The organism is Microbacterium sediminicola, from assembly GCF_039531125.1.
Lineage (GTDB): Bacteria > Actinomycetota > Actinomycetes > Actinomycetales > Microbacteriaceae > Microbacterium > Microbacterium sediminicola.
The window spans coordinates 294,598-313,979 of sequence record NZ_BAAAPL010000002.1; the positions used below are offsets into that span (position 1 = coordinate 294,598).

The following is a 19,382-nucleotide window of genomic DNA, read 5'->3' on the forward strand; positions in this document are numbered from 1 at the left end:
CCCGGCCCCCTCGATACCATCACGGGAACACGAAGGAGATGACCATGAGCCTCAGGTACGCCCTGCTCGCGCTGCTTCGTGTCGGCCCCCTGTCGGGGTATGACTTGGCCAAGCAGTTCACGCAGTCCGTCGGACACGTCTGGCACGCACCCGACTCGCAGATCTACCCGGAGCTGCGGAAGATGGAGGGCGAAGGCCTCGTCGAGGCCGAAGAGCAGGCCCGCGGCGAGCGCGGACGGCGTCGGATGTACCACGTCACCCCTACCGGCGATCAGGCGTTCCTCGACTGGATGGCATCACCGCTCGAGTACCAACGCACGCGGGACCCGGCGCACTTGCGTGCCGCCTACCTCGAGACGACGACCCCGGATGCCGCGCGCGAATTCTTCGAAGGTCACATCCGCCAGTGGCAGGGCGAACTCGTGCAGTGGGAGGGCGAGCTCACCCACATCGAGATGTTGAGCAACCCCATGCTCACCCGTCGCCTCGAGGCGACCACAGACGAGGATGTGCGCAAGCGCACCATCGCCTACAAGCGCTTCGCCTACGAAGGCCTTGTGGAGCATGCCCTGGGCGAGATCGCCTGGGCCGAACGCGGCCTGGCGCTGGTCGACCAGCTCGACGCCGACGCGACCTGAGGCTCGCTCACTCCGTGGGGAAGGCGACGGTGCTAGATCGAAGTGCGCATCATGAAGGCGTCAAACAGCGGGACAGTGAATGCAGTGTCCCCGTGGGCCGGGCTGTAGATCATTCCCTTCGAAATAAGGCCCGATCGGCGCGGAGCTACACTCTCGACCTTGACGCCGAGCTTCGCCGCGATATCGCCCGATCGGTGAGGCCCCTTCCCCAGCTGGGCCATTGCGAGCAGATACTCCTTTTCCTTAGGAGTGAGTCGGTCGAGTCGGACGAGGAAGAAGTTCTTGTCAAGGTGTGACGTGACCTGTTGCTGCGCGCTCTGTACGTCGCCTATCCCAATCGTCGGCCCGTTGCTGATGTTCCACAGGTGATAACCCCATTCTTGAAGGAAATAGGGGTAACCCTCAGTGAGCGCAAGGAGCAACTCGATCGCCTCCGCCGAGTACTCCACACCCTCGACGGCCGCCGGCAGAGCAAGAGCATCCCGCGCATCCTCCGCATTGAGAGATCCAATTTCCGGGAATTCAAAGAGTCGCTCCGCATACGACTTCGCGTCCCCAGCGAGGCCGGGCAACTGGGGAAGCCCTGCACCGACGAGCACGACGGGAAGGTTGAGCTGGGTGGTGCGGTGTATCGCAGTAATGGCGGCCGACAACTCTTCGGCGGTCAGGTACTGCACCTCATCGATTGCAATGAGGATGCCCGTGCTTCGCTCCTGCGCTGCTTCGCCCGCCGCGGTGAGGAGATCGGTCAGATCATCAGAGAGGACGCCCGAATCGCCTGCTCCCGCAAGCGCGTCGAAATCGAGCGACACAGATGAACCATCCGGCAGCTGCAACTGAAATGACTTCAGTATTCGCAACGCCTTCAGAACCTTCGCCGAGGCCTTTCGCCCATCAAACTGCAGCAGGATCTTTCGCAGGGATCTCGCGAGAAGTGAACGCAGGTCTCCCGTCTCGGGAGCCTCAATGAACGCGACTGAGAGCCCCTCGGTCTCGGCGATCTGCGCGAACCGATTCAGGAGGACTGTCTTTCCCACACCGCGGAGTCCGATCGGCATCACGCTCTTGCCTGGCCGACCCTGAACTGCGCGCCGCATCAACGTCCCGAAGTGGTCGATGTATGCGTCACGTCCGATAAGCGCGGGAGGCTGGGTCCCAGCACCTGGCCTGTAGGGGTTCTCGAGCTCGTCCATGTTGATAGACCTTATCCCGGGGTCAGATAAGGTCTATCAACATTCCTCGACACTCGGCCAACTCAACGCCAACGCAGCCTATGGCTGGATCCGAAGCGTCACCCTCCCACGGAGCGAGCTGCGCTCACTCCGTGGGGAAGGCGACGGTGCGCAGCATCCGCGTGAGTGACTGCCGTTGCGCGGGGCTGAGCCCGACGTAGAGCTCCGACTCTGCAGCCTGAGTGGCGGCAGCGGCCTCGGCGCGCAGCTCCACACCTGTCGGCGTCGCCCCGACGACATTCGTGCGGCGGTCGCTCGGATCCGCGCGCCGTTCGACGAGGCCGCGCTTCTGCAGGTCATCCACGAGTGCGACCACTTGGCTCGGGTCCAGACGCAGGTACTCGGCGATCTCGCGCTGCGAAGGGGGCGCTGCGGCACACGCCAGCGCGAGCACGGAGTACGAGCGCACCTTGAGTTCGAGGGGTGCGAGTGCGCGGTTCGCCGCGCTCATCGACATCGCGTTGGCGCGCGCGAGCAGGAAGTTCACGTCGGCATCCAGCGCGGACCCCACTGCTTCGACCACGTCCGACGCTCTGTCCACCATCCCTCGATGCTAGCAATTTGAGCGCGAAGTTCAATGATTGACAACTTCAACGATCGTGCTCTTGAATGGGTGGTGCGCCGACGGATGCCGACGCACCACGTACTCAAGGAGGAGCCATGTCGCTCACGGGCAAAGTCGCCGTCGTCACGGGATCAGGTCGAGGCCTCGGTCTGGCCTACGCGCAGGAGCTCGCCGCGCAGGGCGCGTCGGTCGTGATCAACGACGTCGACGAGGCGACCGCCGCGGCAGCCGTCGCCTCCATCCGCGACGCCGGCGGCACCGCAACGGCCGTCGTCGCCCCGGTCGGCCCCACAGAAACGGCGAAGCAGCTCGTCGAGACCGCCGTCACAGAGTTCGGTCGGCTCGACATCCTCGTCACCAACGCCGGGGTCCTTCGCGACACCGTCCTGTGGAAGATGAGCGACGACGACTTCGACACCGTCATCAACGTCCACCTGCGCGGCACCTTCACCTGCGTGCGCGAAGCAGCCACATATATGCGGGCGAACGAGATCCCCGGGCGGATCATCTGCATCGGCTCCCCCACCGGCCAGCGCGGCAACTTCGGCCAGACCAACTACGCCGCGGCCAAAGCCGGCATCGTCGGCATGGTGCGCACCTGGGCCCTCGAGCTGAAGAAGGCCGGCATCACCGCCAACGCGGTCATCCCGGTCGCGGCCACCGCGATGACCGCGACGGTCCCGTACTTCGCTGCGGCCGTCGAAGCGGATGCCGCGGGCGAGCCCATGCCCGCGTTCTTCCGTCACGACCTCGGCTTCGGCACCTCCGACGACGTCGCGGGTCTGATCGCCTACCTCGCCTCCGATGACGCTGCCGGCGTCACCGGCCAGGCGCTCGGCATCGGCGGCGACCGCATCCAGGTGTGGTCGCACCCCGAGCCTGTCGTCACCGCGTACCACGATGGCGGCTTCACCGCCGACGCACTCACGGCAGAGTTCCCTGAACTGTTCGTCGCGCAGTCGGTCGGCGAGAAGTTCCCGCCGCTCCCCGAGGACCTCGTCCGGCCCCGGCCCGAAGTCTGAGCCACCCAGCCGACCCGCAGCACCCACCCGAAGAACGGCCAGGACGTGACCCGCTACGAATCCGCGATCGACCTCGACGCGATCACCGCCATCGACGTGCACGTGCACATCGAAATCGACCATCACGGCCATGCGTCACTCCCGCCCGATCTGGTCGAGGCCGCATCGAAGTACTTCACGACCGACCTCGAGCGGCCAGACCTCGACGCGATCGCCGCCTACTACCGCGAGCGGCAGATGGCCGCGGTCGTGTTCACGGTGGACGCCGAGAGTCAGCTGGGCCACGCCCCTCTGTCGAGCGAGGACATCGCCGAGGGTGCAGCACGTCACAACGACGTCCTGATCCCCTTCGGCTCGGTCGACCCGCGCCGCACCGACGCCGTCGACCGGATCACGCGACTGGTCGAGGACCACGGCGTGCGCGGGTTCAAATTCCATCCCACAGTGCAGGGGTTCGACCCGTCCGACGAGCGGTACTACCCGATCTACGCCACCCTCCAGGACGCGGGGGTTGTCGGCCTCTTCCACACCGGCCAAACCGGCATCGGCGCGGGCCTGCCCGGCGGTCGCGGCTTCAAACTCGGCCTGTCGAACCCGATGCTGCTCGATCCGGTCGCGGCGGACTTCCCGAACCTGCAGATCATCATGGCCCACCCCTCGGTGCCGTGGCAGGACGAAGCGCTCTCGGTCGCGACCCACAAGCACAACACCTGGATCGATCTGTCGGGATGGAGCCCCAAGTACTTCCCCGACTCCCTGGTGCGCGCCGCCAACTCCTACCTGAAGAAGCGCGTGCTGTTCGGATCAGACTTCCCCCTGCTCACCCCCGAGCGCTGGCGACGAGACGTCGAACTCACCTCTCTCAAGCCCGAGGTGATGCCCGGCATCCTCAAAGACAACGCCGCCCGATTGCTGGGGCTCTGACACCGCCATGAGAACGGATACCGCACTGGGGCTGGATCCGTACGGATTCGCCGGAACCGCGCTCAGCGAGCCGGCGCACGCCGCACTCGTCGCGCTGAGCGAGACGCTCGACGAACGTGTGCGACCACTGCTGGCCGATGCCTGGGAGACGGGCACGATGCCGGGCGAGATCCTCGAGGCGCTGATCCCGCTGGAACTGATGACTCCGAAGGGCGTGTCGGAGCCGGAAGCCTCGTCGAGCCTCTTCTCCGGCCTGCGCAACTTCGTCCTGGCCCGCACGGACGTCTCGGTGGCGACCCTCTACAACGCGCAGTCGGGGCTGTTCCGCGCAGCGATCCGCTGGGGCGGGAGCCCGGAGCAGTTCGCCGCGCTCGACCCGCAGGTGCGCAGCTTCGCCGTGCGCGGCGTGTTCGCGTTGACCGAGCCGAAGCACGGCTCTGACATCGCGGGCGGGATGGCCACCACCGCCGTCCGGGACGGCGAAGAGTGGGTGATCTCCGGCGCCAAGCGCTGGATCGGCGGGGCAGCGAACGCCGACGTCCTCACAGTCTTCGCCCGGGAGTCCGACGGCGCCGTTCGCGCCTTCCTCGTGCCGAGAGAGTCGGCGGGCGTCACACTCGTTCCGATGACGGGCAAGATCGCCCTGCGCCCGATGCAGAACGCCGTGATCCAGCTGGACGCCGTCCGCGTGCCGGAGTCGGCTCGCCTGCAGAACGTGTCGTCGTGGCGCGATGTTGCGCGGATCCTCCGCGCCATGCGCTCGGACGTCGCCTGGATCGCGACCGGCCTGCAGGCCGGCGCCCTTGAGGCTGCGCTGCGTTACGTCACCGCCCGGGAGCAGTTCGGCACCCCGATCGGCGGATTCCAACTGGTGCAAGAGAAGCTCGCGCGGATGCTGGGGAATCTGACCTCCTCCCTTGCGCTCGTCGTCCAGCTGTCCCAGCGCCAGGATGCCGGCGAGTTCGCCGACGAGAACTCCGCGCTCGCGAAGATGCACACCGCGCGTCTCGCTCGAGAGACGGTCGCCCTGGCCCGCGAGGTGCTCGGCGGCAACGGCATCCTGCTGGAGCACGACGTCGCACGCTTCTTCGCCGATGCCGAAGCCGTGTACTCGTACGAAGGCACACACGAGATCACCTCCCTCATCGTCGGACGGGCCCTGACCGGCCTGTCGGCTTTCACCCCATCCCCCGCAAAGGAGAAATCATGACGACTGTCGTCGCATTCGAAGACGCTGCCGGTCTGGCCGGAACCGACCTCGGCTGGAGCGAGTGGCTCGAGGTCACCCAGGACCGCGTGAACCTCTTCGCGGACGCCACCGATGACCACCAGTGGATCCACGTCGACCCCGAGCGTGCGGCGGACGGCCCGTTCGGCGGCCCGATCGCGCACGGCTTCCTCTCGCTGTCGCTGACCACGCTCTTCTGGTCGGAGCTGTTCGATGCCACCGGTGTCACCACGCGCGTCAACTACGGTCTCGACAAGGTCCGTTTCGTCTCGCCCGTCCGCGTCGGCGCGAAGGTGCGCATGAACGCCGTCATCGCCGAGGTGACCGAGGTTGCCGGCGGCCTGCAGTTCGCTGTGGATCAGACCATCGAGATCGAGGGCGGCACCAAGCCCGCCGTCGTCGCTCGGGGCCTGTACCGCTTCTACGCCTGAGACCCGCGCCCGGCACCGTCCGCACGCTCGAAGGAGAGACATGCGCAACAGAGGACTGGGGTTCTGGCTGGCCAAGCGCCGACTGAAGAACCCGGACAAGCCGGCCGTCGTCTTCGGCGACGAGGTGCTGACCTATCGCGAGTTGGCGGATGCGGCCGATCGGGTCGCCTCCGTGCTGTGGCATCGCGGCATCCGCACGGGCGATGCCGTCGCCTATATCGGCGAGAACAGTCCGCAGTTCCTCGAGGTGCTGTTCGGGGCCGCACAGATCGGCGCGGTGTTCGTGCCGGTCAACACACGACTGGCAGCGCCCGAGATCGCACACGTTCTCACGGACTCGAACGCGCGGGCTCTCATCCTGGACATCGAGTTCCTTGACCGGGCCATGACAGGCGTGGAGTCGGGGCGCATCGCCCATGTGATCGTCACGGGCGAGGGGCTTCCCGAGAACCCCGGGCTCGCGCACCTCATCGCCGAAGCCCCCGGGGGTCATACGATCGCCGATGTCACCCTTGAAGATCCGGCCGCGATCGTCTACACATCGGGAACGACCGGCAAGCCCAAGGGCGCCGTGCTCACCCACGGCAACCTCACCTGGGTCTCGCTCAACGCGATCGTGGACTACGACATCGTCTCGATGGATGTCTCGCTCATGATCTCGCCGCTGTTCCACGTCGCCTCGCTCGGAATGGGGGCTCTTCCCGGCATCCTGAAGGGTGCGACCATGGTGCTCGAGAAGGGATTCGAGCCGGGCCGGGCGCTGGCGCTGATCGCCCAGCACGGGGTCACGATGCTTTCGGGGGTGCCGACCACCTACCAGATGCTCGCCGACCACCCGGCGTGGGAGAGCACGGACATCTCGAGCCTGCAGAAGCTCACGTGCGGCGGCTCGGCGGTCCCCACCCGCATCCTCAACGCCTATGAGGAGCGCGGTCTGCACTTCTCGCAGGGCTACGGGATGACCGAGACCTCGCCGGGCGCGACATCCCTCTCGCCCGCCATGACCCGAGAGAAGCAGGGCAGCGTCGGACTGCCGCACTTCTTCACCGAGGTGCGTATCGCGGACGAGAACGGCGACATGGTGCCTCGCGGCACCGTCGGCGAAATCGAGATCTCGGGGCCGAACGTGTTCCCCGGCTACCACGACCGGCCGGACGCCAACGAGACGGCCTTCACCGACGACGGCTGGTTTCGCTCCGGTGATCTGGGCTATCTGGACGCCGACGGATACCTCTACATCGCCGACCGCCTGAAAGACATGATCATCTCGGGCGGGGAGAACATCTACCCCGCCGAGGTCGAGAACCTCATCAGCGACATCGAGGGGATCTCGGGCGTCGCCGTCGTCGGGGTCCCCGACGAGCGATGGGGCGAGGTGCCGCTGGCAGTCGTCACCCTGAGAGAGGGCGCGGATGTCGACACGACAGCCGTGCGCGAACACCTGGACGGCCTGCTGGCCCGCTACAAGCTCCCCAAGGACGTCGTCGTGGTCGACGAGCTGCCGCGCACAGCGTCGGGCAAGATCCGCAAGGCCGACCTGCGGGCGATCTTCGGGAAGAAGTGACGACGACCGATCAGCGGGACGCCGACACCAGACGCGCGAACTCTGCGGCCGAGCTCTTCTCGGTCGCAGAGCGCAGCCTGCGATAGATCTCGAGAGACTGCAGCGCCGGCCACGCTTCGCCGAGGAGTTCGCGTGGAAGGCCAGGGTCAGTCCGCACAAGCGCCAGCCAGTCAGCGACGAGCATCGTGCGCGACGTGAGTGCCGAGGGCACCGCCTCCGCACTCACGTCCTCCCAGGTCTCGATAAAGGATTGGTGGGCGGCACGGATCGCCTCGATGTCCCACGCACCGCGCACTCCATCGCCCATGGGAAAGCCGTCGAGTTCCTCGGCACGAAACGCGACGACTGTGCCCGCGGGGAGGTCGCCTTCCAACGCGGCCATAGCTCGACGGAGGTCGACGGCGCCCGGAGCAATCCACAGCCCATCGCGCAGCGGTGCAAAGCCCTCCCAGGTGAGCGTCGAGCGAAGCCGGTGTCGGAGGGTCCGCTGCCCTTCGGGGACGCTGAACGTGACGAGCGTCCACCCGTTCCCGTCGGCGTGGAGCGGCTCCGGGAACCTGACGCGCTGGGTCGCCTCCCTCAGCACCGCCGCACCGGGGCTCGTCAGCGTGAACAGCACCTCGCGTCCTCGCCGCTCGCGACCGAGCATCCCCGTCTGCTCCAATCGGTCCAGAGTCGAACGCGTCGCCGGCGGCTGCACGCCGGCTCCTTCGAGCACCTCGATGAACAGACCCGCGCGCACCGATTGCGGTTCGGATTCGAGCATGTACTCGCCCAAGAGCGCGAGGACGAGGGATCGCGGCGACCGGCCGCGACCGGCGACGACACCAGACACAGTCACCATCATGGTGTGGGCCGCACGGCCTCCCCGCGCTTGGCGCGCTGAATCTGCTCGTAGACGTGCGTGCGCAGTTCGGTGAAGCGCGGCAGGGCGCGGGTGGTGATCTGGTCCCGCTCGGGTGCGAGATCGACCGTGAGGTCCTCCTGCACCCAGGTCGGGGACTTGGAGAGCACGACGACCCGCTCGCCGAGGTACACGGACTCGTCGATGTCATGGGTGACGAAGAGGATCGACATCCCGCGCTCGCGGTGCAGCGTGCGCACGAGGTCCTCGAGGTCGGCGCGGGTCTGTGCATCGACGGCGGCGAACGGCTCGTCCATGATCAGGATCTCCGGCTGGTAGGCCACGGCGCGCGCGATCGCGACGCGCTGCTGCATGCCGCCGGAGAGCTGCCAGGGATAGCTCTTGGCGGCGTGATCGAGACCCACCGCGTGGAGCGCGTCATCGACGAGCTTCGCGCGCTGCTCACGACTGAGCCTCTTGTGGCGCAGGGGCAGTTCGACGTTGCCCTTGACCGTCAGCCAGGGGTAGAGCGAACGGCCGTATTCCTGGAAGACCAGCGCCATGTTCGGCGGCGGCCCGGTCACCGATCGACCGTCGAGTTCGATCGCCCCAGACGTCGGCCGCAAGAGCCCGGCGATGCACTTGAGCAACGTCGTCTTGCCGCATCCCGAGGGACCGACGATGCAGACCAGCTCGCCCGATCGCATCTCGAAGCTGATGTCACCGATCGCCTCGACGCTGCCGGTTGATGACTCGTAGACCTTCTTCAGGTTGGTGACGCTGAGCAGAGTGTCAGACACGCTCGACCTCCTTGATTCCGTGGTACCAGCGCAGGACGCGCCGCTCGACAAAGCCGAAGATGACAGCCAGCAGAACGCCCATGAGACCGAGCAGCAACACACCGCTCCACATCTCGGCGATCAGGTAGTTCCTCTGGAAATAGGTGATGCGGTAGCCGAGGCCCGCGGAGTTGTTGAACATCTCCGAGATCACCATCAGCAGCAGCGCGACGGAGAGTGACTGCCGCACGCCCGCCATGATGCGAGGGCTCGCCGCCGGGAGGACGAGGTAGCGCAGTCGCTGGAGCGGCGTCAGCGCGAACGAGCGCGCCGTCTCCGTCATGACCGAGTCGGTGGCACGCACGCCCTCGATCGTGTTGAGCAGGATCGGCCAGATGGAGCCGGCGACGATGACGAGGATCCGCGCGTCGTCACCGATGCCGAAGACGATGAGGATCGGCGGGATGATGACCGGCGGCGGAACGGCGCGAAAGAACTCCAGTGTCGGCTCGAGCAACTCGCGCAGCCACCGCACCAGACCGATGAGCGTGCCCGCGGCGATACCGATCACGATCGAGAGGATGATCCCGAGCGAGAGTCGATAGAGGCTCGGCAGCACGTCTTGGACGAATGCGGGCCCGATCCAGGTGTCGATGAAGGCCTGGGCGATGGCGAGAGGGCCGGGGAAGAACGCCGCCGGCGACAGACTCGACCAGATCGCCCACACGATCAGGAGAACGATCGGGAAGCCGATGGAGTAGCCGACGCTCTCGACGAACGCGCGCCAGCGAACCGACCTGGGACGGGCGGTGACGACGGTGGTCGTATAGAGGGTCACAGGACCTCGTCCCCTCGAACGGACTGGTGCCAGCTGAGCGCTCGGCGCTCGATGAACCGGAAGAGCAGGTTGACGATGAGACCGAGCAGCCCCGCGACGACGACGTAGGTGTACACGGTGACCCAGTCACCGATCGACTGTGCATAGGTGATCTGCCGCCCGATTCCGGGGATGCCGATGATGAGCTCTGCGGTCACGGTCAGGATCAGTGCGACCGCAGCCCCGAGCCGGAGACCGGTCATCAGGTAGGGCAGCGCGGTCGGGAAGACGAGATAGCGGTACTGCGACGCCCGGGTCAGCCCGAAGCTTCGGGCAGTGTCGCGGGCGACGGTGTCGATGTCGGCGACGCCGTAGAGCACCTGCACGAAGACCTGCCAGAACGTCGCGTACACGATGATGACGATTCCCGCCTGGGGCTGGAGGCCGAAGATGAGGATCGCGAGCGGAATGAGCGCGACGGACGGGATCGGTCGGAGGAACTCCACGGTCGTGTGCGTCGCCCGTCGCAGGAACGGGGCGAGTCCGACGATCGTGCCGAGGATGATCGCGGCGACGGTCGCGATCAATAGTCCGACCGCCCAGAGGGAGACGGTGCGACCGACGTTGCGCCAGAACTCCAGGTCCCGCATCTCGCCGATGAGGTTGCCGAGGACCTCGGTCGCGTACGGCAAGTACTCGGGGTTGACGATGCCGAGGGTCGGGATCATCTGCCAGGTGAAGAGGAATCCGACGACGCCCAGGATGCCGAGACCGGCCTTGCGGGCGGAGCGCAGTGTGCGAGCAGAGGAGCGTCGACGCGTTGGCGGGGCGACGGCGGTGACCGTGGAGAGGGCCATGGAGTGGTGTCCTGTCGTTGGGCACGACGGCCGGGGGCGCCCCAACCGGGGCACCCTCCGACCGGCGATGCTTACTGCGGCTGGATGAGTGTGGTGAAGTCGGGCAGTGTGTCCAGGACCCCGTAGCCCACCGCGAGGTTCGCGAGCTCTTCGAGATCCGCGACATTCAGCGCGGCGGTGAAGTCGGGCAGTGTGATTCCCGCCGCTGCCTCCTCGGGGATCTCCATGTACTTCACGATGGCGGCGCGAACGGCGTCCTCGTTCGCGGAGGCGAACACGAGCGCGTCCGCCATGGCCGCGGCGTAGTCGGCCACCAGCTCGGGGTTGGCGTCGACGAAGGACTGCGTCGTGATGTTCGTCAGCAGCGACAGGCCGGGGATCGTGGCCTGGTACGGGTAGACGACGATCGTGCCGCCGTTGCCGGCGATGCGCGACATGAACGGGTCGGGGACCCATCCAGCATCGATGTTGCCGGCCTCGAGCTGGGCCTGCACCTCGGGGAAGGCCACTTCGACGAACTCGATCGTCGACGGGTCGCCGCCGGCATCCTCAACGGCCTTCATGATCGTGACATCACCCGCTGCACCCAGGCTGTTGACCGACACACGCTTGCCGGCGAGGTCGGCGGGACCGGTGATCCCCGAACCCTCGAGTGCCACCACCGCGTTGACGTCTCCGCCCGCACTCTCGGGAAGGCTGCTGGCGTAGTTGCTGATGATGACCGCGCCCAAGTCCTGGATGTTGGCGCGGAACGGGCCGAAGGGCTGGCCGATCGCGAACTCGATGTCGCCGCTGATCAGGGCGGGGATCGCCTGCGCGCCGCCCTGAGCCGGAACGACTTCGATCTCGAGGCCGTGCTCGGCGAAGATCCCCTCGTCCATCGCCGCCCAGAGGGCGCCGGTCTCAGCGATCGGGAGAGCCGCGACGCGCACCGTGGTGACGTCGCCGCTCATGTCGGTGGAGGTACTGGTCGGTTCTGTGGGAGCGCCCGAGTCCGTACAACCGGACAGGACGAGGACCGCTGCGGCCAAGGCGCCGAGCGTGGCAAGACTCTTCTTCATCGAAGGAGACCTCTCGTGTGCTGGTGGAAGGGGAGGTGCGGCCTTCCGGAGTGCGGGCTCACTGTCGTTGCCCGGTCGATCACTCCCTTGTGCCGACGCAGCAATCGTGCGCCGAAACTCCGACCTTTGTCAAGGAAGTTGTGACGCTCGTCACGAATTCCTTGAAAAAGAAGATCGATCGTCCCAATCATTGACATTTTCAACAGATGTATCGTTGGATGGTGTGATGATCGAGCCTCCGACCACCGGACTCGCGCGCATCTTTCGCGCCGTCGTCGAGGTTGGCCCGGTCATGGATTATGGCCAGACGCGCGCCGGCCACCGCCGGATCGTGCCGATCCTCGGCGGTGCGCTCAGCGCCGGGCTGGACGCCGAAGTCCTCCCCGGTGGTGCGGACTGGCAGATCGCCCATGCGGACGGGACGCTCGACATCGACACTCGGTACTCGGCACGCACGACCGACGGTGAGCTCGTCCACATCCGAACGAAAGGCGTGCGCTCGGGCCCGCCGGAGGTTCTCGAGGCGATCCTCGCCGGCGAGACGCGATCGCCGGACGAGTACCACTTCCGCGTCGTGGTGACGCTCGAGACGGCATCCGCCCGCCTTCGTCACCTGCAGGACAGCATCATCGTCGCCGCAGCGGCTCGCGAGGCATCCCTCGTCGTCTACGACGCCTACCGCGTGCTGTAGATCAGTCACGACCCACCCGAAATACCACTCCCGAGCTGTAGCTAACTCCTCAAATCCGGGCCGCAGGTTCGCAAGATCAGACCCTTCGGGCCCGGCCACTGTCGATCTTGAGGAGTTGGCAACGCGGGATGACAGAGCCCACCGTCATCGCGCGCATAACCCGTTGCAGGGGAACGCGTCACATGAGGAGGTCGTGGCGAACTCCTCAAATCGGTGCCGATGTGCGTCGACTTCCGTCGTCGATCGCTCGAATCGGATCAATCTTGAGGAGTTGGCCGCAGGCACGAACGGCGCACGGACCAAACATGGTCAGACTCAGCCAGTGGCCCTCACCAGATGGTGACGCGCTTGTCGGGGTCCAGCCACAGGGCGTCGTTCTCGGTGACGCCGAAGGCGTCGTAGAACGCGTCGATGTTGCGCACGATCTGGTTGCAGCGGAACTCGTTGGGCGAGTGCGGGTCGATCGTCAGCAGGCGGATCGTCTCGGCATCCCGCCCCTTCTGCTGCCAGATCTGCCCCCAACTCAGCAGCAGGCGCTGTACGCCGGTGTAGCCGTCGATGACAGGCGCGGGCTCACCCTCGAGAGACAGCTCGTAGGCCTTGAGCGCGATGCCGAGCCCGCCGAGGTCTCCGATGTTCTCGCCGATCGTGAGGGCGCCGTTGACGGTGTGCTCATCGCTGAGAGCCTCGGGGCTCAGGGCGTTGTACTGCTCGATGAGACTCCCGGTCCGCTCCTCGAAAGCAGCACGGTCCGCCTCGGTCCACCAGTCCTTGAGCGCGCCGGTGCCGTCGTACCGGCTGCCCTGATCGTCGAATCCGTGGCCGATCTCGTGCCCGATCACCGCGCCGATGCCGCCGTAGTTGGCCGCGGGGTCGCGATCGACATCGAAGAACGGGTACTGCAGGATCGCGGCGGGGAAGACGATCTCGTTCATGAGCGGGTTGTAGTACGCGTTGACCGTCTGGGGCGTCATGAACCACTCGTCCCGGTCGATGGGCTTCCCCACCTTCGCGAGCTGCCGATCGTGCTCGAGCGCCGCCGAACGGCGGGCGTTCCCGACGAGGTCGGCCGCGTCGATCTCGAGGCCCGAATAGTCCTTCCACGTCTCGGGGTAGCCGATCTTCGGGGTGAACGCGTCGAGCTTGGCGAGAGCCCGCTGACGGGTCTCGGGACCCATCCACTCGAGGGTCTGGATGCTCTGTCGATACGCCTCGATGAGGTTGGCGACCAACTCGTCCATGGCGACCTTCGCGGCCGGCGGGAAGTGGCGCTCGACGTAGACGCGGCCGACGGCCTCTCCCATCGCACCTTCGACCATGCTGACGCCGCGCTTCCAGCGCTCGCGGATCGTCGGGACGCCGGTGAGCTGGGTGCCGTAGAAGGCGAAGTTCTCGCTGACGAACTCGTCAGAGAGCAGCGGAGCGGACCCCCTCACGATCTGGAAGCGGAGCCAGGCCTTCCAGTCCTCGAGCCGGTCTGCGGTCAGCAGGGTGCCGAGGCCCTCGATGAAGCTCGGCTGGTAGACCACGACCTCGCTGAATGCCGTCTCGTGTCCCTCGGCGATCGCATCGCGCCAGGGGCCGAGGTCGACACCGGCGAGGGTGATCAGGTCGTCCCAGCTGCGCAGGTTGTAGGTGGCGACCGCGTCGCGGCTGCGTACGTTGTCCCAGTGGTGCGAGGCGACCTCGGTCTCGAGCGCCACGATCGTCTCCGCGGATGCCGCGGCATCCGCGATGCCGGCGAGGGTCAGCATCCGCTCGATGTGCGCGCGGAAGACCTCGCGGGTCTCGGCGAAGTTGTCCAGGCGGTAGTAGCTCTCATCCGGCAGCGACAGGCCGCTCTGCAGCACGAACGGGACGTAGCGCTCGGGGTTTCCCGGATCGGGCTCGATGTAGAGGCCGACGAAGCCGTGACCGCCCTCGCGCTCGAGGCGGCCGACCGTGGCCAGCAAACCGGGGACGGAGTCGATCGCGTCGACCTCGGCGAGCGCAGCGGCCAGCGGCGCGGCCCCGAGTGCGGCGATGCGGTCGACATCCATGAAGCTCGCGTAGAGGTCCCCGATCTTGCGGGCCTCGGTGCCCGGCTCGGCGGTCGCGGACTCCTCGATGATCGTGTGCACGTCCTTTTCGGCCTGCTCGGCGATCAGGTGGAACGACCCCCACCGCGCCTTGTCCCCGGGAATCTCGGTGCGATCGATCCAGGCGCCGTTGACGTGCCGGTAGAGGTCGTCCTGCGGGCGGATGTCGGCGGACAGTTCATCGATGGCGAGTCCGGAGACGAGCGTGTCGGTCATGCCTCCCAGGATAGGCACGCCCACAGCCGGGAACGCAGGCTAGCCGCGTTCGCCCCGCGAGAACGTATCGAGTCCGAACGTCCACGGCTGGACGGCCGGCGGGTGCAGCATCCGCTCGCGAAGGTCCTCGTAGATCGGGCGGGTGCGAAGGGCCGCGGCCACCACGATCGCGCAGACGGATGCCGCCAGCATGGGAGCGAGCACCGTGGCGACCGCCGTCATCTCGACCACGACGACGATGCCGGTCAACGGCGCGCGGATCGTCGCGGCGAACATCGAGGACATCCCGACCAGGACGAACACGACCAGGGTCGCGCCGGGGACGTCGGGGATCACCAGCTTCATGATCGAGGCGCAGAGCGCCCCCCACAGGGCCCCGATCGCCAAGAGGGGCGCGAACAGCCCGCCGGGCGTGCCCGCAGCGTAGGAGATCGGGCCGGCGAGAAAGCGGATGACGAGCGTGGTGACAAGCACCAGCGGGACGAGCGCCTGCCCCGACAGCAGCCCCTGGGAGATCGGATCGCCGCCGCCCGCGCCGAGCGGGTCGACGTACAGCAGCGCGCCGACGACACCGCCGATGATCGCGGCCTGGGCGACCGGGGGCACCCGACGGGCGCGTCGCGCCAGGGTGAGCGAGGCGAGGATCATCCGGTTGTAGAGCGCACCGAGGGCACCGGTCAGAAGACCGAAGACGGCGAACAGACCGACCAGCAGCAGATCGGGTGCCGGCACCGACGACACCTCGAAGATCGGCTTGTTGCCGACGATCAGCCAGGCGGTGGCCGTCGCGACCGCGACACCCGCGAGGGTCGGCAGCACGATGCGGGGCTTGACCGAACGGGCCACCTCTTCGACGACGAACAGGGAGCCGCCGACGGGCGAGTTGAACGCGACGGCAAGGCCCGCACCCGACAGCGCGGAGTGCAGCGTCCGCACGTCCTCGAGCGGCCGCTTCGCACGACGGGCGGTCTCTGCGCCCAGGACCGCACCGATGTGCACGGTGGGACCTTCGCGCCCCAGGACCAGACCCGACCCGATCGAGAACACACCGCCGACGAACTTCGCGACCATCACCCAGATCGCGCTCGGCGGACGCTGACCCCGCTCAACCGCTTCGACGTACTGGATGCCGCTCCCGGCCGCCGCGGGAACCCACTTCACGAGCAACGCCGCAATCGTCGCGCCGGCCGCCGTGAAGGCGATCGCCAGCAGCCACCCCCACTCGGGGTGCTCGGCGGCGACGCCGAAAAGCGCGACACGGGCGGCGTTGACCTGCTCAATGGACCAACGGAAGGCCCCACCGAGGATCCCGACGCCGACCCCCGCCAGGGCGGCGAGGGCCATCAGCAGCGCGAGCGAGCGCCAGGGCGCGGGAGTCGTCTCGTCGGTCACCGCACCCCCAGCCTTCGCGTCCCTTCGCGCTCCATCGTGGCATGAGCCGCACGAGGTCGGCGACCGCTCGTATGCTCGCCCTATGCCTTCCCCGCCCGCGCGATCGTCGCTCAATCGCGACATCCTGCGCCTGGCGGTCCCGGCGCTCGGAGCGCTCGTGGCAGAGCCCCTTTTCCTCATCGTCGACTCGGCCTTGGTGGGGCACCTGGGAACGGTGCCGCTGGCGGCACTCGGGATCGCCTCCGCGATCCTGCAGACGATCGTCGGGCTCATGGTCTTCCTCGCCTACTCGACCACGCCGGCCGTCGCCCGCCGATTCGGGGCGGGTGACGCGCGCTCGGCGGTGTCCGTCGGGATCGACGGCCTGTGGCTCGCGCTCGGGATCGGCGCGCTCCTCGCCCTGGCCGGGGTCCTGGCGACCCCGTGGATGGTCGGAGTGTTCGGGGCGAGCGAGCAGGTCGCGGCCGATGCGATCACCTACCTGCAGATCTCCATGTGGGGGCTGCCGGCGATGCTCATCGTCTTCGCCGCCACGGGGCTCCTGCGCGGGATGCAGGACACCGTCACGCCGCTGTGGATCGCGGTAGCCGGCTTCGCCGCCAATGCCGGCCTGAACGGCCTGCTGATCTACGGCCTGGGCTGGGGCATCGCCGGGTCCGCGGCGGGCACCGTGCTCGCTCAGTGGGGCATGGTCATCGCCTATGTCCTCGTGATCGGGCGTCTCGCGCGCCGCCACGCAGCTCCGGTGGGCCCGAGTCGCGACGGCGTGCGCTCCTCCGCCCTCACCGGCGGCTGGATGCTGCTGCGCACCGTCTCGCTGCGCATCGCGCTACTGGCCACGGTCGCCGTGGCGACGGGGCTGGGCACCGAGGAACTGGCGGGATGGCAGGTCGCCTTCACCCTCTTCTCCACGGCAGCCTTCGCGCTGGACGCGCTGGCGATCGCCGCCCAGGCGCTGATCGGCAAAGCCCTCGGCGAGGGCGACGAGCACCTGGTTCGACGCGTGCTGCAACGAACGACCGCGTGGGGGCTGTGGTTCGGCATCGTCGTCGGGATGGCGATCGGTGCGGCATCCGGGGTGCTGGGGCTGCTGTTCACGGGCGAACCCGAGATCGCGGCGCTGCTGCAGCCCGCCCTGATCGTGCTGGCCATCGCTCAGCCGGTGTGCGGGGTGGTCTTCGTCTGGGACGGTGTGCTGATCGGCGCCGGCGACGCCCGCTACCTCGCGATCGCCGGCGCGCTGAACCTCGTTCCGTTCGTGCCGGCGCTGATCATCGTTGCGATCGTGCATCCGGCGGGGGCTGCGGGGCTGGCGTGGCTGGCGGTCGCCTTCTTCGGCGTGTACATGCTCGCGCGGCTCGGGACCCTGGGCTGGCGAGTCCGCGGCGGCGCCTGGTTGACGGCGGGCGCAACCGCGTAGAGTCCGAGCAGGAGGCCACGATGACCAAGAGCACCGATGCCGCGACCGCGGGCCAGAATCCGCCGCCGAAGATGAAGCGCAAAGAGTACGAGCGCGAGCTCGAAAAACTCGCCGCCGAGCTTGTCACGCTGCAGGAGTGGGTGAAGGCCACCGGCGCCAAAGTCATGATCGTTTTCGAAGGGCGCGACACCGCCGGTAAGGGCGGCACGATCAAGGCCATCACCGAGCGCGTCAGCCCCCGGGTGTTCCGGGTGGTGGCTCTTCCCGCACCGACGGAGCGCGAGAGGAGTCAGATGTACTTCCAGCGCTACATGCAGCACTTCCCCGCGGCGGGCGAGGTCGTGATCTTCGATCGCAGCTGGTACAACCGGGCCGGCGTCGAACGGGTCATGGGGTTCTGCACTCCGGAAGAGACCGATCGATTCCTCGACCAGGTACCGCTCGTCGAGCAGTACATCGTCGACTCGGGGATCATCCTGCTGAAGTACTGGCTCGAAGTCAGCGCCGAGGAGCAGACCCGGCGCCTCGAGAGCCGGATCGACGACCCGCGCAAGATCTGGAAGCTCTCCGACATGGACCTGCTCTCGTACAGCAAGTGGCACGAGTACTCACACGCGCGGGACGCGATGTTCCGCGCGACCGACACCGGGTGGGCGCCGTGGTTCGTCGCCAAGACCGACGACAAGCGCCGTGGCCGACTCAACGTGATCTCCCACCTGCTCAGCCAGATCCCCTACGAGGAACTGCCGCGGGAGCACATCGAGCTGCCCGACCGCGAGGAGCCGAAGGAATACAAGGACCCGCGACTGCCACTTCGCTACATTCCGACGCCCTTCTAGTCCTCGCGCACGCGCCCACCCCGCGCGGGCCGTATCGTCATTGCATGAGCGAGTCCGCCCTTCCGTCCTTGACCGTCCGTCGTCTGCGGGAGCGGCAGAACGACGATCCCGCGGTCCTGCGCGAGGTCCTCGACGAGGGCTACGTGGCGCACGTCGGCTTCGTGCGCGACGGATTCCCTCTGGTGCTGCCTTTCCTCTACGCCGTCGGCGACCTCGGCGAGGGTCCGGTGCTGCTGCTGCACGGCTCCACCGGCGGCGGGCTGTTCCTGGATGCCGGGGCTGAGGGCGTCCCGGTATCGGTGACCGTGACGCACCTGGACGGCATCGTCTTCTCACGGTCGACGTTCGACAGCTCGGCGAACTACCGCAGCGCCATGGTCGTGGGGCGCGCGACCGTCGTTTCCGCCGAGCAGCGCCGCGAGGCCCTGTGGCAGATCTCGGATCACCTCATGCCGGGTCGCCGCGCAGAGGTGCGCGAAATGACCAAGAAGGAGGTCAGCGCCACGCACGTGCTCTCGGTGCCGCTGGAGCACGCGAGCGTCAAGGTGCGCTTCGCGGGGGTCGGGGACACCGTCGAGGACGGCGAAGACCTGTCGGTGTGGGCGGGGGTCCTTCCGGTGGCGCTGCGCGCGGGCGCACCGCTGACCTCACCAATCACCGAGGACGGGGCGGATTCGGCATCCATGCACACCGTCGCCGAGCGACTCGACCGGCTGGCAGCCGATCGCGAGGAGCGCCTGCGGCCGCTGATGTGACCCTCGCGGCGCAGATGCCCGCGACCGCG

At 67.5% G+C, this 19,382-nt stretch carries 19 protein-coding genes; 10 read left to right on the plus strand and 9 right to left on the minus strand.

Going from position 1 to position 19,382, the window contains the following annotated elements; translation table 11 throughout:
• The first annotated feature begins 44 nt into the window (after positions 1–44).
• Complete coding sequence (locus tag ABD206_RS09885) at positions 45–638, plus strand: PadR family transcriptional regulator (protein WP_344072029.1); 594 nt, start codon at positions 45–47, stop codon at positions 636–638.
• Between the two features lie 32 nt (positions 639–670).
• Here ABD206_RS09885 and ABD206_RS09890 read toward each other — a convergent pair whose 3' ends face one another.
• Together ABD206_RS09890 and ABD206_RS09895 are read right to left on the minus strand one after the other, a co-directional pair.
• The gene (locus tag ABD206_RS09890) at positions 671–1,831 is read right to left on the minus strand and encodes an AAA family ATPase (protein ID WP_344072031.1); all 1,161 of its coding nucleotides are present in this window, start codon (positions 1,829–1,831) and stop codon (positions 671–673) included.
• Between the two features lie 124 nt (positions 1,832–1,955).
• Positions 1,956–2,414, minus strand: coding sequence for a MarR family winged helix-turn-helix transcriptional regulator (locus ABD206_RS09895; protein WP_344072033.1), 459 nt, complete (start codon positions 2,412–2,414; stop codon positions 1,956–1,958).
• A gap of 116 nt (positions 2,415–2,530) precedes the next feature.
• On the opposite strand from ABD206_RS09895, the gene ABD206_RS09900 reads away from it, so the two are divergent.
• Genes ABD206_RS09900 through menE form a run of 5 tightly spaced genes read left to right on the plus strand, consistent with a single transcriptional unit; the run spans position 2,531 to position 7,604 of the window.
• Positions 2,531–3,457 carry an SDR family oxidoreductase gene (locus ABD206_RS09900; RefSeq protein WP_344072035.1) on the plus strand — a complete coding sequence of 309 codons (927 nt, stop codon included), beginning with the start codon at positions 2,531–2,533 and terminating at the stop codon, positions 3,455–3,457.
• A 45-nt stretch (positions 3,458–3,502) separates the two neighbouring features.
• Positions 3,503–4,381, plus strand: coding sequence for an amidohydrolase family protein (locus tag ABD206_RS09905; RefSeq protein ID WP_344072037.1), 879 nt, complete (start codon positions 3,503–3,505; stop codon positions 4,379–4,381).
• Between the two features lie 7 nt (positions 4,382–4,388).
• Positions 4,389–5,591, plus strand: a complete 1,203-nt coding sequence (locus tag ABD206_RS09910; protein WP_344072039.1) for an acyl-CoA dehydrogenase family protein — start codon at positions 4,389–4,391, stop codon at positions 5,589–5,591.
• The gene (locus ABD206_RS09915) at positions 5,585–6,040 is read left to right on the plus strand and encodes a MaoC family dehydratase (protein WP_425561199.1); all 456 of its coding nucleotides are present in this window, start codon (positions 5,585–5,587) and stop codon (positions 6,038–6,040) included. The genes ABD206_RS09910 and ABD206_RS09915 overlap by 7 nt, the downstream gene beginning before the upstream one ends.
• 40 nt (positions 6,041–6,080) lie before the next feature.
• A complete protein-coding gene (gene menE / locus ABD206_RS09920; protein WP_344072043.1) occupies positions 6,081–7,604 on the plus strand; it encodes an o-succinylbenzoate--CoA ligase in 1,524 nt (507 codons plus the stop codon).
• Between the two features lie 10 nt (positions 7,605–7,614).
• On the opposite strand, the gene ABD206_RS09925 is transcribed toward menE, so the two are convergent.
• The 5 genes from ABD206_RS09925 to ABD206_RS09945 all read right to left on the minus strand — a co-directional run bounded on the left by ABD206_RS09925 (position 7,615) and on the right by ABD206_RS09945 (position 11,962).
• Positions 7,615–8,439, minus strand: coding sequence for a PaaX family transcriptional regulator (locus ABD206_RS09925; protein WP_344072045.1), 825 nt, complete (start codon positions 8,437–8,439; stop codon positions 7,615–7,617).
• 8 nt (positions 8,440–8,447) lie between these two features.
• Positions 8,448–9,248, minus strand: a complete 801-nt coding sequence (locus tag ABD206_RS09930; RefSeq protein WP_344072047.1) for an ABC transporter ATP-binding protein — start codon at positions 9,246–9,248, stop codon at positions 8,448–8,450.
• Positions 9,241–10,065 (minus strand): ABC transporter permease, encoded by an 825-nt coding sequence (locus ABD206_RS09935; protein WP_344072049.1) that lies wholly within the window; start codon positions 10,063–10,065, stop codon positions 9,241–9,243. The genes ABD206_RS09930 and ABD206_RS09935 overlap by 8 nt, the downstream gene beginning before the upstream one ends.
• Complete coding sequence (locus ABD206_RS09940; protein ID WP_344072051.1) at positions 10,062–10,901, minus strand: ABC transporter permease; 840 nt, start codon at positions 10,899–10,901, stop codon at positions 10,062–10,064. Before ABD206_RS09940 ends, ABD206_RS09935 begins: the two co-directional genes overlap by 4 nt.
• A 71-nt stretch (positions 10,902–10,972) precedes the next feature.
• Positions 10,973–11,962 carry an ABC transporter substrate-binding protein gene (locus tag ABD206_RS09945; RefSeq protein ID WP_344072054.1) on the minus strand — a complete coding sequence of 330 codons (990 nt, stop codon included), beginning with the start codon at positions 11,960–11,962 and terminating at the stop codon, positions 10,973–10,975.
• A gap of 226 nt (positions 11,963–12,188) precedes the next feature.
• On the opposite strand from ABD206_RS09945, the gene ABD206_RS09950 reads away from it, so the two are divergent.
• Complete coding sequence (locus tag ABD206_RS09950; protein ID WP_344072056.1) at positions 12,189–12,653, plus strand: DUF3237 domain-containing protein; 465 nt, start codon at positions 12,189–12,191, stop codon at positions 12,651–12,653.
• 329 nt (positions 12,654–12,982) lie between these two features.
• Here ABD206_RS09950 and ABD206_RS09955 read toward each other — a convergent pair whose 3' ends face one another.
• Both ABD206_RS09955 and ABD206_RS09960 read right to left on the minus strand, forming a co-directional pair.
• On the minus strand, positions 12,983–14,947 hold the full coding sequence (locus tag ABD206_RS09955; protein WP_344072059.1) for a M13 family metallopeptidase: 1,965 nt from the start codon (positions 14,945–14,947) through the stop codon (positions 12,983–12,985).
• Positions 14,948–14,986: 39 nt separating this feature from the next.
• Complete coding sequence (locus ABD206_RS09960) at positions 14,987–16,339, minus strand: ClC family H(+)/Cl(-) exchange transporter (protein ID WP_344072061.1); 1,353 nt, start codon at positions 16,337–16,339, stop codon at positions 14,987–14,989.
• Positions 16,340–16,421: 82 nt separating this feature from the next.
• Between ABD206_RS09960 and ABD206_RS09965 the strand changes: the two genes are divergently transcribed.
• Genes ABD206_RS09965 through ABD206_RS09975 form a run of 3 tightly spaced genes read left to right on the plus strand, consistent with a single transcriptional unit; the run spans position 16,422 to position 19,353 of the window.
• Positions 16,422–17,759, plus strand: coding sequence for an MATE family efflux transporter (locus tag ABD206_RS09965; RefSeq protein ID WP_344072063.1), 1,338 nt, complete (start codon positions 16,422–16,424; stop codon positions 17,757–17,759).
• 20 nt (positions 17,760–17,779) lie between these two features.
• Positions 17,780–18,598 carry a polyphosphate kinase 2 gene (ppk2, locus tag ABD206_RS09970; protein ID WP_344072065.1) on the plus strand — a complete coding sequence of 273 codons (819 nt, stop codon included), beginning with the start codon at positions 17,780–17,782 and terminating at the stop codon, positions 18,596–18,598.
• 44 nt (positions 18,599–18,642) lie between these two features.
• On the plus strand, positions 18,643–19,353 hold the full coding sequence (locus tag ABD206_RS09975; RefSeq protein ID WP_344072067.1) for a pyridoxamine 5'-phosphate oxidase family protein: 711 nt from the start codon (positions 18,643–18,645) through the stop codon (positions 19,351–19,353).
• Positions 19,354–19,382 lie beyond the last annotated feature (29 nt).

Coding starts and splice junctions, on each gene's coding strand:
- ABD206_RS09885 (WP_344072029.1), top strand. CDS start 45: ATGAGCCTCAGGTACGCCCTGCTCGCGCTGCTTCGTGTCGGCCCCCTG.
- ABD206_RS09890 (WP_344072031.1), bottom strand. CDS start 1,831: ATGGACGAGCTCGAGAACCCCTACAGGCCAGGTGCTGGGACCCAGCCT.
- ABD206_RS09895 (WP_344072033.1), bottom strand. CDS start 2,414: ATGGTGGACAGAGCGTCGGACGTGGTCGAAGCAGTGGGGTCCGCGCTG.
- ABD206_RS09900 (WP_344072035.1), top strand. CDS start 2,531: ATGTCGCTCACGGGCAAAGTCGCCGTCGTCACGGGATCAGGTCGAGGC.
- ABD206_RS09910 (WP_344072039.1), top strand. CDS start 4,389: ATGAGAACGGATACCGCACTGGGGCTGGATCCGTACGGATTCGCCGGA.
- menE (WP_344072043.1), top strand. CDS start 6,081: ATGCGCAACAGAGGACTGGGGTTCTGGCTGGCCAAGCGCCGACTGAAG.
- ABD206_RS09940 (WP_344072051.1), bottom strand. CDS start 10,901: ATGGCCCTCTCCACGGTCACCGCCGTCGCCCCGCCAACGCGTCGACGC.
- ABD206_RS09945 (WP_344072054.1), bottom strand. CDS start 11,962: ATGAAGAAGAGTCTTGCCACGCTCGGCGCCTTGGCCGCAGCGGTCCTC.
- ABD206_RS09950 (WP_344072056.1), top strand. CDS start 12,189: ATGATCGAGCCTCCGACCACCGGACTCGCGCGCATCTTTCGCGCCGTC.
- ABD206_RS09955 (WP_344072059.1), bottom strand. CDS start 14,947: ATGACCGACACGCTCGTCTCCGGACTCGCCATCGATGAACTGTCCGCC.
- ABD206_RS09965 (WP_344072063.1), top strand. CDS start 16,422: ATGCCTTCCCCGCCCGCGCGATCGTCGCTCAATCGCGACATCCTGCGC.
- ppk2 (WP_344072065.1), top strand. CDS start 17,780: ATGACCAAGAGCACCGATGCCGCGACCGCGGGCCAGAATCCGCCGCCG.
- ABD206_RS09975 (WP_344072067.1), top strand. CDS start 18,643: ATGAGCGAGTCCGCCCTTCCGTCCTTGACCGTCCGTCGTCTGCGGGAG.